Source organism: Taurinivorans muris, assembly GCF_025232395.1.
GTDB classification, from domain to species: Bacteria; Desulfobacterota; Desulfovibrionia; order Desulfovibrionales; family Desulfovibrionaceae; genus Taurinivorans; species Taurinivorans muris.
On sequence record NZ_CP065938.1, the window covers coordinates 89833 to 103323 of the forward strand.

At 41.7% G+C, this 13491-nt stretch carries 13 protein-coding genes and 1 tRNA gene; 10 read left to right on the plus strand and 4 right to left on the minus strand.

The annotated features are described in order from the left end of the window. Positions 1 to 42: 42 nt before the first annotated feature. The 10 genes from amrA (at position 43) to JBF11_RS00440 (ending at position 8131) form a co-directional block, all read left to right on the plus strand. Entirely contained in the window at positions 43 to 618 is a 576-nt protein-coding gene (amrA, locus tag JBF11_RS00395) for an AmmeMemoRadiSam system protein A (RefSeq protein ID WP_334315416.1), read from the plus strand. 96 nt (positions 619 to 714) lie between these two features. Continuing rightward, complete coding sequence (locus JBF11_RS00400) at positions 715 to 1185, plus strand: hypothetical protein (protein ID WP_334315417.1); 471 nt, start codon at positions 715 to 717, stop codon at positions 1183 to 1185. A 31-nt stretch (positions 1186 to 1216) separates the two neighbouring features. After that, positions 1217 to 2089: a dTDP-4-dehydrorhamnose reductase gene (rfbD, locus tag JBF11_RS00405; protein ID WP_334315418.1), complete on the plus strand. Its 873-nt coding sequence runs from the start codon at positions 1217 to 1219 to the stop codon at positions 2087 to 2089. 8 nt (positions 2090 to 2097) lie between these two features. Continuing rightward, on the plus strand, positions 2098 to 3057 hold the full coding sequence (locus tag JBF11_RS00410; protein WP_334315419.1) for a hypothetical protein: 960 nt from the start codon (positions 2098 to 2100) through the stop codon (positions 3055 to 3057). Beyond that, complete coding sequence (lpxB, locus tag JBF11_RS00415; protein ID WP_334315420.1) at positions 3057 to 4166, plus strand: lipid-A-disaccharide synthase; 1110 nt, start codon at positions 3057 to 3059, stop codon at positions 4164 to 4166. Before JBF11_RS00410 ends, lpxB begins: the two co-directional genes overlap by 1 nt. Before the next feature lie 91 nt (positions 4167 to 4257). After that, on the plus strand, positions 4258 to 5160 hold the full coding sequence (locus JBF11_RS00420) for a M23 family metallopeptidase (protein WP_334315421.1): 903 nt from the start codon (positions 4258 to 4260) through the stop codon (positions 5158 to 5160). Positions 5161 to 5178: 18 nt separating this feature from the next. Next, positions 5179 to 5949, plus strand: coding sequence for a phosphatase PAP2 family protein (locus JBF11_RS00425; RefSeq protein WP_334315422.1), 771 nt, complete (start codon positions 5179 to 5181; stop codon positions 5947 to 5949). An 83-nt stretch (positions 5950 to 6032) separates the two neighbouring features. Continuing rightward, complete coding sequence (gene upp, locus JBF11_RS00430) at positions 6033 to 6659, plus strand: uracil phosphoribosyltransferase (protein WP_334315423.1); 627 nt, start codon at positions 6033 to 6035, stop codon at positions 6657 to 6659. A gap of 42 nt (positions 6660 to 6701) precedes the next feature. After that, the gene (locus tag JBF11_RS00435) at positions 6702 to 7952 is read left to right on the plus strand and encodes a uracil-xanthine permease family protein (protein ID WP_334315424.1); all 1251 of its coding nucleotides are present in this window, start codon (positions 6702 to 6704) and stop codon (positions 7950 to 7952) included. A 103-nt stretch (positions 7953 to 8055) separates the two neighbouring features. Beyond that, positions 8056 to 8131: transfer RNA gene (locus tag JBF11_RS00440), tRNA-Asn, on the plus strand. A gap of 350 nt (positions 8132 to 8481) precedes the next feature. Here JBF11_RS00440 and JBF11_RS00445 read toward each other — a convergent pair. The 4 genes from JBF11_RS00445 to clpX form a co-directional block, all read right to left on the minus strand. Continuing rightward, positions 8482 to 9150 (minus strand): hypothetical protein, encoded by a 669-nt coding sequence (locus JBF11_RS00445; RefSeq protein WP_334315425.1) that lies wholly within the window; start codon positions 9148 to 9150, stop codon positions 8482 to 8484. A 4-nt stretch (positions 9151 to 9154) separates the two neighbouring features. Continuing rightward, on the minus strand, positions 9155 to 9436 hold the full coding sequence (locus tag JBF11_RS00450) for a hypothetical protein (RefSeq protein WP_334315426.1): 282 nt from the start codon (positions 9434 to 9436) through the stop codon (positions 9155 to 9157). 289 nt (positions 9437 to 9725) lie between these two features. After that, on the minus strand, positions 9726 to 12218 hold the full coding sequence (gene lon / locus JBF11_RS00455) for an endopeptidase La (protein ID WP_334315427.1): 2493 nt from the start codon (positions 12216 to 12218) through the stop codon (positions 9726 to 9728). Positions 12219 to 12260: 42 nt separating this feature from the next. Beyond that, the gene (gene clpX / locus JBF11_RS00460) at positions 12261 to 13484 is read right to left on the minus strand and encodes an ATP-dependent Clp protease ATP-binding subunit ClpX (protein ID WP_334315428.1); all 1224 of its coding nucleotides are present in this window, start codon (positions 13482 to 13484) and stop codon (positions 12261 to 12263) included. Between the last annotated feature and the right edge of the window lie 7 nt (positions 13485 to 13491).

Genomic DNA, 13491 nt, shown 5'->3' on the forward strand with positions numbered 1-13491 from the left:
GAAATCGCCTTTTTTTTGTATACGGCATTTGGCAGGTATGGTATGGAATTTTCAAAACAGGAAAAAAACTATTTATTGGATATTGTCAGGTTGGTTTTGACTTCTTGCGTCGGGGCGGGCAAAAAACTTGAAGAATTGTCGTTTTCTGCTGTGCCTGACCCGAAATTGGCAGAAAAATGCGGGGCTTTCGTAACATATCATATTAAAAACGGGAGTGAAAAAGAATTGCGCGGCTGCATAGGGCATATGGAGGGAATATATCCGCTTTGGGAAACCGTTGCGCGCATGGCATATTCCGCCGCTTTTCACGATACGCGGTTTTTGCCTGTTGAAAAGAAGGAACTGCCTTTCATCGATTATGAAATAACCGTGCTGACTCCTTTTGAACCTTGTGAAAAAATTGAAGATATTGAACTTGGCACCCATGGTATTCTTTTTGAATGTTTGGGACGCCGGGCTGTTTTTCTTCCGCAGGTTCCGGCGGAACAGGGCTGGGATAAAACGCAGACATTGGAGTTTTTGGCTTTGAAAGCGGGGCTTTCCAAAAACGCATGGCAAAAAAGCGAAGCAAAGTTCTTCGTTTTTAGGGGTATTGTTTTGGAAAACGGCTTGGAATAAGAAATTTTGGGAAAAAAGACAGCTTGCTAATTTTTTTGATAGCAGGTATAATTTTTAAATATTTATGATTTTAGCAGCTTTCTATGAGGTATTGTTATGAAAGTCGGAAAAATTCTTGCAGGCTTTTGCTTGTGTTTTTCTTTGGTTGGCGTGCAAAATTATGCTCTTGCGGCGGAATCCATGCCGAATACCCCGCAAAAAATCAGCCAGCGGCTCAGTCCTGTCATGGTTGAATTCGAGGGAATAGACAGTATTGGTTCACGTCTTGCGACAAGATTGAAAGAACTGTATAATTCCAGTAACTTATTTCATCTTGAAGGAAATGATGTTCCCAAGTTCAGAGTGCTTATTTCATCTGCTCCGGAATTTGAAACACGCCCTCAAATCGGAAGCGCCTATTCCGTTGTGTGGCTTTTTTCGTTGAGCGACGCAACCTTGCGGCATTATCTTTCCATGGAAGTCGGTGTTGTTTCCGGTGACGATGTCAATGACTTAGCTGCTAAAATTGTGGAAAAGACGGATACTGTCGCAATGAAATATGCGTATCTTTTCCCTGAAAAGAAATAATCGCAACGGTTGATATAGGTTTTTTATGAGTATGGAAGAAAAAAAGATTCTTGTTTTGGGCGGAAAAACAGGAATGCTTGGACAAGCCCTTGTCAAAACCGGGCTAGCCCAAGGCTATGACGTCGCCACGCTTGGACGCGAAGACGGCGATATGACGGATTTTGAATTTTTAAAAGAAAAAATCCGGCAGGTTAATCCGCACTGTATTTTTAATGCTGTTGCCTATACCGCTGTCGACAATGCGGAAGACGATGAACAAAATGCCGTGACAGTCAATAAACGTCTGCCGGAAATGCTTGCGGTCATTTTGAAAGATTTGCCTGTTTATTTAATCCATTACAGCACGGATTTTGTCTTCAGCGGCAGGCAAAGAAATCTTCCTTATACGGAAAAAGACAGCACGGAACCGTTATCCGTATACGGAGCGACCAAATTGGCAGGCGAGCAGGCGCTATCAAAGCTTGATAGCTGTGCGGTTTTGCGTACAGCGTGGCTTTTCGGAGAGGGGCGCAAAAATTTTGTAAGCACGATTTTAAAGTTCGCTCAGGAACGGGACGCGCTGCGCGTTGTCGCCGATCAATTCGGTTCTCCGACCTATACGAGGGACTTGGCTGAAATGAGTTTTCTTATTATGAAAAATCATGGTGTCGGTCTTTTTCATGCCGTGAACAGCGGACAGGCGAGTTGGTGCGATTTGGCAAGCGAAGCTGTGAAGTTGTTTAATTTGCCAACATTTGTGGAGCCCATTGAAACGAAAGACTGGGTGCAAAAGGCTGTTCGTCCGAAGTATTCCGTGCTTTCAACGCAAAAATTGCAGCAGCTTTACGGGTATGTTCCAAGACCGTGGACACAGGCCTTACAGGAATATATTTTTGAAAATATGGAAACATTAAAAATACGATAGGAAAGAAAATGTTTAATATCGGTACGATAAGCCAAGGATTGTATAACAGCGTCAAAGACGGCGTTTTGGTTTGCAGGCGCTTGTTTCCAATGATCATTTCCGTTGTTGTTTTTGTGAAGATCTTATCGGAATTGAATTTAATCGAATATGTCGCCCTGCCTCTTGGACCGGTTATGGAAACCATGGGGCTTCCGGTTGAATTCGGGCTTGTTTGGGCTGCTGCTATGCTTGTCAATATTTACTCCTCCTTAGCTCTGATTCCGAGCATCGTGCTTATGGTTCCCACAGTGACTGTGGAGCAGATGACCATTTTAGGACTTATCATCCTTATTGCTCATAGCCTTATTTTGGAAACAAAGATAGCGGGGCAATGCGGTCTTTCTATGACGGTGCAGGTTGTTTTGCGTATTGCTTCCGCTTGGATTGCAGGGCTTTCAGTGCATTATGCATGTTCGGCTTTCGGTTTTTGGCAGGAACCCGCAGCCGTTCTTTTTGAGGCTAAAACGGTTTCAAATACTTTCATGGGCTGGGTTTTGGGGGAATGCTACAATTTGGTGCAGATTTTCGTCATTGTCTGCTGTGTGATGGCTTTCAACAGGCTTATCAATGTGTTGAGAATATCCGATGCCATAGGCTTTGTTCTGTCGCCTTTGCTCAGGGTGCTCGGAATTTCAAAGCAGGCGACCAATATCGTCATTGTCGGGCTTGTGCTTGGCATTTTGTATGGAAGCGGCGTGATTATTCAAGCCATAAAAGAGGGCAGGATTTCGCATGGTGACGCCTTTACAACCATGAGTTTGATGAGTCTTGCCCATGCCCTTATTGAAGATACCGTTTTGCTCGCTTTGATAGGCGGTTCAATTTGGGGACTGCTGGGGGTGAGGCTTTGCCTTGCCATACTTATCGGCGCTGTCATTAATGGAATATATTTGAAACGGTATCAGCCGACTATGGAAGGAACAGCCTAGTGCGAAAAATTTGGATAAATTGCGGGGAACTTTCGGGAGATATCCAAGGGGCGGAATTGGTAAAAGCCCTTAAAGAAAACCGTGCAGATTTGGAATTTGTCGGAATGGGTGGAGAAAACTTGAAAAATCAAGGGGTTCGCACCCTTTTTCATATAAATGAACTTTCCGTCATGGGCATTTCCGAAGTTATTGAGGCATTGCCGAGGATTTTAGGTTTATTAAAGCGGATTAAGCAGGCGTTATTGCAGGAAAAGCCGGATGCCCTCCTTGTCATTGACGCGCCGGATTTTAATTTTCGCGTAATCGGCATGGCGAAAAAACTGGGTATTTCCGTGTATTATTTCATTCCGCCGAAAGTTTGGGCGTGGAGAAAATACCGTCTGCGTTTTTTAAAGGACAATGTGAAGAAAATATATTCCATTCTGCCCTTTGAAGTTGAATTTTATCGGAAAAATAATGTGGAAATCCAATATATCGGAAATCCGTTGGTGCAAGTTGTCAATGCGGACGCATACCGGCATATCGAGCCTGTTTCCGCCCGAATAGCCCTTATGCCGGGAAGCCGGAAAAGGGAAATCAGCGCGTTGCTTCCTGTTTTTTCCGAAATGGCTGAAAACATGGCGCGAAACAATCCTGATTTTGCGTTTTATCTTATTCAGGCACCGCAATTCAGCGAGGAATTTTTGCGTTCTTTTTGGAAAAGCTCTGTGCCGCTGCATTTCATTCCTGCTGAAAAACGTCATGCTTTCCTTGCAAGCTGTGAAATGGCTGTTGCTGCGTCCGGAACAGCCGTGCTGGAAACAGCTCTTCTTGGTGTTCCGACCATGGTGGCTTACAAAGTGAAACCGTTTTCTTATATGCTCGGAAAATTTTTCGTGCATGTGAAATATGTGAGCCTGCCCAATCTTATTTTGGGAAAAGAGCTTTTCCCCGAATTATTGCAGAACGATGCGAACGCCTTGAACTTGGCGGAAATTGCCAAGACATGGCATTACCATAAATCCGTGCGGGAAGAAATACGGAAAGGCTGCCTTCTTATCCGGGAAAAGTTGGGTGATACGAAAAGCGCAGAGCTTTTTGCGCAAGATTTTATTAAAGAACTTCTTTAATTTTTAAGGGCATGTGAGCTTGACTTAAACTTTTTAACAAGCTAACCTTATTAAGGTTTTATAATTAATAGCAATAAAAAAAGAGGCGATTATGCTTTTTAAAAATTATCAAGTTTTTGTTTTTGATGAAAAAAGTGGCAAAAAGCGTAGTTTTACCATTAAATCTTCTCTCTTTGTTTATTTGTTTGCATGTTTTGTGATGGTTGCAGGAGCTTCCGGATATTTCATTCAGCATTATATCCGGACAAAAGATATTAAAAATGATTTGATTCTTGCAGAAAGAGAAATTGAAGAAAAAGAAAGCCGCCTCGTAGGGATTTTGGCTGAATTGGAATTTTTGCGGGAAGACATCAATAGGATTCGTCAGTTTGATAACCAGTTAAAAATGCTTGTCGGTGAAAAAACAGCCACGGAAGAAAGTTATATCGGCGGTATCGAATCCGATGAATTTAAAGTTGATATGCTTCCTTTGCACAGGCAGGAATTAGCCTCCCGTAAAATTCTCAGTTATATCCGCGACTTGAAAAAAGATTCCCAGCTGGAAGAAATCATTCAGCAGGATTTGATTGTTTATATGAATGAAAGCACCCAAAAATTGGCTGCCATTCCTTCCATTATTCCTTCCCAAGGTTTTATCACGTCACGTTTCGGTCATAGGATCTCTCCGTTCACCGGCACAAGGAAATTACATAAAGGGCTTGATATCGCCGCTGTAATCGGTACGAAAATCATCGCGCCTGCCGACGGCAAGGTTGTTTTCGCCCAAAGTGACGGTGCTTACGGATTGAGTGTCGAAGTCGACCATGGCAACGGCATTATCACCCGTTATGCGCATATGTCCAAAATCAATGTGAAACGCGGCGATTCCATCAAGCGCGGTTCTCTTATCGGTTTGGTCGGAAACACAGGACGTTCCACAGGCGCTCATTTGCACTATGAAGTGATCGTGAACGGTGTGCATACTGATCCCATGGCTTATATCATTGAAAAATAGGATTATTGAAGCTGTTTTATGTTTAGTTATATAGAAGATGTTATTTTTGAATTTTTTAACATGTATTTAAGAAATTCAATCTTTGATGTTGTGCTTCCGTTATTTGAAAGTTCTTTGCCCGTTTTTTTGCTTACGCTTGTTTTTTCCGTGATTTTCGCTGTTTATTGCAAGAAAAAGTACGGTGAAATGATTTACCGCGTATTGCTTTTTATGGGAATGCTCGGTCTGTCCGCTTTTTTCGCCCATGAAGGCTCGCATTTTTTCGCTTTTGAACGTCCGCGGCCTTTTCAGGAAATTGCAGGCACGATGTATTATGATTCAAAAGACGGCACATGGCTGCAAGCGCAATATCCGAGCAGTGAAGGATACCATATTTTTGAGTCTGATATGACACTTGAAGCCGGCGAAATGTTGGATGAAACCGCAGTTTTTGAAAATCAAGTGAAAAACCAAGAAGAAATCAGCGTGATAGAGCGGAAAGTTGTTGAAAACCCTCTCCATGTGGATTTGAAGCAGCTGCATATCAAATTGATTGACGGCTCCAAAAAGCTTTTTCCTTCTTCCGTAATCAGCATCAGCATGGCGGTTGCCGTTGTTATCGCTTTGTTAATGGCAAAAATAAGCCCTTATATTTATTTGTTTCCTCTTCTTATCGGTTGGTCGCAAATTTATACGGGCAGCGCGTATTTGTCCGATTTGCTGGTCGGGTGGTGTGTCGGTATTGTCGCGGTTTTTGTCGCATGGCTTTGTTTCGCATTGTTTTTCAGGATTACGGGTAAATATTTTTAATTGCAGGCGTTACATTGTGTAACGCTTTTTTTACGGCTTTTTTATATAGGAAAAATATAACGTATTGTTAGAGGGAGTATGCTATGGGACTGCATGTTGTTGAACATCCGCTTGTGAAACATAAATTGGGATTGCTCAGAAGCGTGGACACCCCGACCAATGTTTTCCGTGCAATTTCAAAAGAAATTACACGGTTTCTCATGTATGAGGTAACCAGAGATTTTCCGCTGAATAAAAAAGTGGAAAAAGGCTGGGCTGGCCCTGTCGAGGTTGATTACATATCAGGAAAAATGGCGACGATAGTTCCCATTTTGCGTGCGGGCTTAGGGCTTATGGAAGGCGCTCTTGATATGGTTCCAGGCTGTAAAATCAGCGTGGTAGGCTTATATCGTGATGAAGAAACCCTTGAACCGGTTGAATATTATGTCAAGTTGGCAAAAGATATTTCAAGCCGTGTTGCGATTATTTTGGACCCTATGCTTGCGACAGGCGGTTCGCTTATTGCTGCCATTGAATTATTAAAACGCAATAAGGTGAAGAAAATTTACAGCTTGAATCTTGTTTGCGCTCCGGAGGGCGTGCAAAGGGTTCTGGAGAAATTTCCTGACGTTGAAATTTATACGGCAGCCCTTGACGCCGGGCTTAATGAACAGGGGTACATACTTCCCGGGCTTGGTGATGCAGGGGATAGATTGTTTGGAACAAAATAACACGTGAAGATTGCTTAAGGCAATCTTTTTTATGGGGAAAACATGGAAGGGAATGTCTATAATTTTCGTTTCAGAGATGCCATAATCGGGGCTCAAATGCTTTTGGTCGCTTTCGGCGCTTTGGTTTTGGTACCTCTTTTAACCGGGCTGAACAGCAATGTGGCGCTGTTTACCGCCGGTGTCGGAACACTTTTATTTCAAATCGTCACACGCGGGCAAATACCGATATTTTTGGCTTCTTCTTTCGCTTTTATTGCTCCTATCAACTATGGCGTTCAAACATGGGGACTGACGGCAACTCTTGGGGGAATGATCGCCGTAGGTCTTTTTTATATGTTTTTAAGTTTTGTGATTAAGGTGCGCGGCATCGGTTTCATCATTAATCTGCTTCCGCCTATTGTGACGGGCTCCGTAATCGCCGTTATCGGTCTTATTTTGGCTCCGACCGGAATGAAAATGGCAATGGGAATTGCCGGGACGGAACAGGTTATTCCGCAAAGCACGGCTTTAATTGTTTCCATGTCCTCGCTGACCGCGACGGTTTTGGTATCCATTCTTGGCAAAGGGATATTACGGCTGCTTCCTATCATTGTGGGGATTGTTGTCGGCTGTATTGTTTCCGCACTGCTAGGCATACTCGATTTGTCCCCAGTGGCGAATGCGAAGTGGTTTTCTTTTCCGGATTTCACGTTTCCGACCTTTGAACTCGCCCCTATCCTTTATTTTGTTCCTGTTGCCTTGGCACCGGCTATTGAACATTTTGGCGACGTTCTCGCCATTAGTTCCGTCACGGGAAAAAATTTCTTGGAAAAACCCGGCATAAGCCGTACCATGTTCGGTGATGGGATTGCAACTTCGTTTGCCTGCTTATTGGGCGGTCCCCCGAATACGACATATTCGGAAGTTACCGGAGCGGTCGCCCTTACCAAGAGCGTTAATCCTGCAATTATGACTTGGGCGGCTATTGCGGCGATTTTGCTCTCTTGCGTGGGCAAACTCGGGGCTGTGCTTCATTGCGTGCCTATGCCGGTTATGGGCGGAATTATGATTTTGCTTTTCGGCAGCATTTTGGTTGTGGGCTTGAATACGCTTGTGCAGAGCCGTGAAAACCTTATGGAAACACGTAATCTTGTTATTGTCGCCATGGTGATTATTTTTGGCATTGGCGGCATCAGCATCGATATCGGAGATTTCCACTTGAGCGGTATCGGGCTTTCCGCGCTTATCGGGGTTCTTCTCAATCTTATTTTGCCAGGGAAAAAGCAACATCAAATGCCTGTAATGCACCATTGAGCATAGCCTGAGGCATGCGGATACGAGCTTATCAAAAAGCTTGAAAAAAGATAAAATTTTTCTTGACAAAAGCATGGATTTTAGTAAATTGAACTTCTGTTGTTCCCCGATAGCTCAATAGGCAGAGCGGGTGACTGTTAATCACTAGGTTGGCGGTTCAAGTCCGTCTCGGGGAGCCAGAATTTCAACGGCTATCTTGTCTTCCGGCAAGGTAGCCTTTAATGTTTTTTCTACCTTATTTATACCAAAAATCAGAAATCGGCATTTTTGCCAAGTATAATTTTTTTTTTTTTTTTAATAATAAAATCTACCAGTTAAACCACATCAATTCATATCATAATGGATTGAAGAAGCTTGTAAAATCTTTTGCTGGAGTTTTTTCAATAAAATATTTAAACAATCATATGATGTGGAATAGTTTATTGTGAAACAAGGAATAGATTATTTGAAAATGTAATTGGAGTTGACTTTTCTATAAAATATGAAGAGGTTAAAAAATGAAGTTCCAGTTCCTGTATTATGATTATTTTTAGTTAGTTGAATAACTGTCTTCAATTTTCTTTAATTGGTCAATACTGAATTTATAAGAGTTTGTAAAACCTTTTAAAGAAAAAGTTTCATAAAATGTATTTTTTTCAAATCTTTTATTGTAATCAATCATTGTTAATCTTATTGTTTTTCCTGATAAACACATTTTTATGAAATCATACACATTAGGTCGAAAATGAATATATAATGTATTATCATTCATTTTCCAATATCGAATTTTTGTAAGAATTGGAAATCCTTCATCAATTTGAAAATACAGAATAGGTGAAAGACTTAACATACTATCAAATTTATGTTGTGGGTAATACATTAAAAAAAATAAATCTGTATAATGATCACCATTAATAAATAATGTATTAATTGAAACTAAAAATTGAGATTTGATATTATTTAAGGAAGTTGTATACATTAACATACCTGGAATAGTATCATTAGGATATGTAAATGTTGGAATAATATCTTTTGGTATTATATTCCATTGTTCAAATTGTGTAACTTTATAAGTTGAAGGGGAAATTAGATTATGTAAATTTTGCTTAATAAGATATTTATTATAGTAAGTATAACCATAATCAATACTACTAAATATACCTATAATTCCAAAACAACATAAAATTGTAATACAAAATTTAAAAATTTTTTTTTTCATAAGCTTATTTCTTATCTACACATTGAAATATTAGTGTACAGTTTGAAGAAATATTATTGTCATTATTTGTATTTTGAATATTCTCAACAAAAATATCTTTGTCTAGAGAATTGCAATATAATGTTGCTTCTTCGATTGATTTTTTTACTGCATCGGATGGGGCATAAAATTCCGTACTAACGTCAGTTGAAATCATATAGTTATCTTTTCCAATGGACATTACACCTGTTGATTTTGAACAACCTGCAAAACAAATTATAACAAAGAGTAAGATAAAATATTTCATAAAAATTCTCCCCGATTATTGAATAATACTTTTATGAAAATTTTACAAGGATAAAAAAGACTTTCTCTCTCAACGTCTTTTTAAGTTTTAAAATAAGCTTTATACTAGAACAACGTGTTGTTTTTATTGTATTCTTATAGAAAAAAAGAATTGTGTTTTGCCATCGGTTCAGGGTATGCGGAATTTCTGACGTTTTGCATATATAATAAGTTCAGTAAAATCCATTGGTTCTCCTTATTTTCATATAAGGGAGAAAGAAAAATTTAAATCAATGTATTTTTTCTTTCAGTTATTTCTCTTCCTTGTTTTCTTCCTCTTCTTCGTGAGGTTTGAGGCTAAGGACCAAATCAGCGTTATTATTGCTTGTCTGAAAAATTTCCGCGCTTTTTTTATTGAACGCAATGGGCAGAACTTCGTCCACATGGCTGACGAATTTCATTTTTAAGCTGCTTGTTATTTCTTTTGGAATTTCTTCAATATCCTTTTTATTGTCTTTGGGAATAATGACTGTTTTTATATTGGAGCGTTTTGCCGCAAGAAGTTTCTCACGTAAACCGCCGATAGCGAGCACGCGTCCGCGCAGGGTTATTTCACCGGTCATGGCGACATTGTCCTGAACGGCAATGCCAAGCAGGGCAGAGGCTATGGACGTTGCAATGGTGATGCCGGCGGAAGGCCCGTCTTTCGGAGTCGCTCCTTCCGGCACGTGGATATGAATATCGATATCTTTGTAAAAATCGGAACGCAAGCCAAGCAGGTTTGCCCGGGAGCGGACATAGCTGAAAGCGGCTTCCGCGGATTCTTTCATAACCGAGCCAAGTTGTCCCGTGGTTAAAATTTTTCCGGTTCCCGGCATGATTGCGGTTTCAATATAAAGAATATCGCCGCCCACATTATTATAGGCAAGCCCTGCCACAACACCCACTTGCGCGGCAGTTTCCTTATCGCCATAACGGTATTTTTGTATGCCCAAATAGGTTCGCAAATCTTTTTTCTTTACTTGGATATTGGGATTTCGTTTTTCATTTTCAACCATTTTTATGGCTGTTTTCCGGCAAAGAGCGGCAATTTGCCTTTCCAAATTCCGAACGCCCGCTTCTCTCGTATAGGAGCGGATTATCTCAAGCATGGCTGTATCGTCAATATGAAGGTTTTCATTTTCCAGCCCATGCATCCTGCGCTGCTTCGGCAAGAGGAAATCTTTGGCTATGCTCATTTTTTCTGTTTCCAAATAACTGGAAAGTTCGATAATTTCCATACGGTCGCGCAGCGGTGCCGGTATATCGGCCAAGGTGTTTGCCGTTGTTATAAAAAATATTTTTGAAAGGTCGTAGTCCAAATCAAGGTAGTGATCGTTAAACGTATTGTTTTGTTCAGGGTCCAGAACCTCCAAAAGCGCTGAACTCGGGTCTCCCCGAAAATCCGCAGTCATTTTATCGATTTCATCCAAGCAGAATAATGGGTTATTGGACTTTGCCTTTCGTAGAGCCATAAGAATTTTTCCGGGCATTGCGCCGACGTATGTTCTTCTGTGCCCCCGAATTTCAGCTTCATCACGGACGCCGCCCAAGGAAATACGCACAAAATCCCTGCCGGTGGCTTCCGCAACGCTTTTTGCGAGGGAAGTTTTGCCAACCCCGGGAGGACCGACAAAACAAAGGATAGGTCCTTTCAATCCGTCCGTAAGTTTTTGCACCGCCAAATATTCCAAAATGCGTTCTTTCGGTTTTTCCAAACCGAAATGGGCGTTGTCCAAAATGGTTTTCGCTTCTTTTATATCAATGTGAATATCTTTCAGTTCATTCCACGGCAAATCGAGAACCCAGTCGATATAATTGCGCGCCACGGAATATTCGGCGGAAGACGGGGACATGGGGCGTAATTTTTTTAATTCCCGCAAAGCCCGTTCTTTTGCTTCTTCTGGCATGTTTTTTTCACGGATACGCAGTTCCAAATCGTCAGCTTCCGCTTGCGGGTCCTCATTGCCCATTTCTTTGTGAATGGCTTTTATTTGTTCTGTGAGATAATATTCACGCTGATTTTTTTCCATTTGGTCTTTGACGCGGCTTTTGATTTTCTTTTCCAAATCAGCAACAGCCAATTCACTGTTCAGCAATTCATAAACTTTGGAAAGGCGTTCGCCGGTGTCAAGCGTTTCCAGTATTTCCTGCTTTTTGACAAAATCGAGTTTTAAGTGAGGCATGATCGCGTCGGACAATTTGCCGGCATGGTGAAGAGCGGAAATAGCCGCAACATGTTCAGGGGATAATTTTTTATTCACTTTTGAAAAATCATCGACAGCGTCATGAATGGCACGGTACAGGGCTTCCGCTTCAACAGGTGTTGCGTCAATGTCCTGAATTTCATTGGTGATAAGGCAAGGATAATTGTTATTGCCGAAAGCGGCGGGAAAATCATGGGGTATATCCGCGTAATTATGGGAAACAAGCATATCTTCCTTTCCCTCGAGCGTATCCCATGTCGCGCGGTACAAGCCTTCAAAAAGAACTTTGATATTTCCATCGGGCAAACGCATGAGCTGTAAAATACGGCTGACAACTCCGATAGGATACAAATCTTCCGGATTTGGTTTTTCAATGTCGGCTTCCCTTTGTGTCACAAGAAAAATATGTTTCTTATAGGAACTTATGGACTCTTCGATGGCACGGATGGAAATATCGCGTCCCACAAAAAGAGGGGTTATGGAACCCGGAAAAATAACAACTTCCCGTAACGTCATCATCGGAAGAATATGACCATGCGTATTTTCAAATAAACTCATAGCGTCCTCAATGGAAAAATGCCGTTTTTGATACGGCATTCATTATTCTGCTTTGGATAAAAAGAGGGGAGCTTCGTTGTTTTCTATAACGCTTTTGGTGATGATGCATTGTTTGCCTTTTGCCGTGTTTGGCAAATCATACATAATATCAAGCATTACGGTTTCAAGGACGTTTCTTAATCCCCGAGCTCCGGTTTTTCTTTCAATGGCTTTATTGGCGACAGCTTTTAAAGCTTCTGTTTCAAAATTCAGTTCAACCCCGTCAATTTCAAAAAGTTTCTGATATTGTTTCGTCAGGGCATTCTTAGGTTCGGTAAGAACACGCACCAAATCATCAACACCGAGTTCGTCAACGTGGGTGATAACGGGAATACGACCGATAAATTCGGGAATAAGCCCGAACTGCACAAGGTCCGTGGGAATGACTTGGTCAAGCAGCTGGGATAAATTCTGCTCTTTCTTGTTATTGATATGGGCGCCGAATCCCATGCTGTTTCCGCGTATTCTCGCTTCAACCATTTTTTCAAGCCCGATGAACGCGCCGCCGACAATGAACAGGATATTGGAAGTGTTCAGGCGGATAAATTCTTGCTGCGGGTGTTTTCTTCCGCCTTTTGGCGGGATATTGGCTTCGGTGCCTTCGATGATTTTTAAAAGCGCTTGTTGGACGCCTTCGCCGGAAACGTCCCGGGTGATTGAAGGGCTGTCGCTTTTGCGGGAAATTTTATCGATTTCATCAATATAAATAATACCGCGGCTTGCCGCATTCAAGTCATATTCGGCATTTTGCACGAGCTGTACGAGGATATTTTCAACATCTTCACCGACATAGCCCGCTTCCGTAAGGGTTGTTGCGTCGGCAATGGCGAAAGGAACATTCAGGATACGGGCGAGAGTTCTTGCGAGCAGGGTTTTGCCGCTTCCGGAAGGTCCGGCTAAAAGCACGTTGCTTTTTTCAAGTTCTACATCACCGAGTTCCTGTTTGAAAAAAACCCGTTTGTAGTGATTGTAAACAGCCACGGAAAGGATTTTTTTCGCATTGTCCTGCCCGATGACATATTCATCGAGTTTTGCCTTGATTTCTTTTGGCGTGAGCAAATTGATCGATTGCGCCGTATTTTGGAATTTTTGACGTTCGATAATGTGATTGCAGGCGTCAATGCATTTGTCGCAAATGCAGGCACCGTCCTGCACTATGAATTGGTTGGCGTCAAATTCGCTTTTGCCGCAGAATGAGCAGTGCATTCCGTCTTTATTATTACTCATAAAAAAC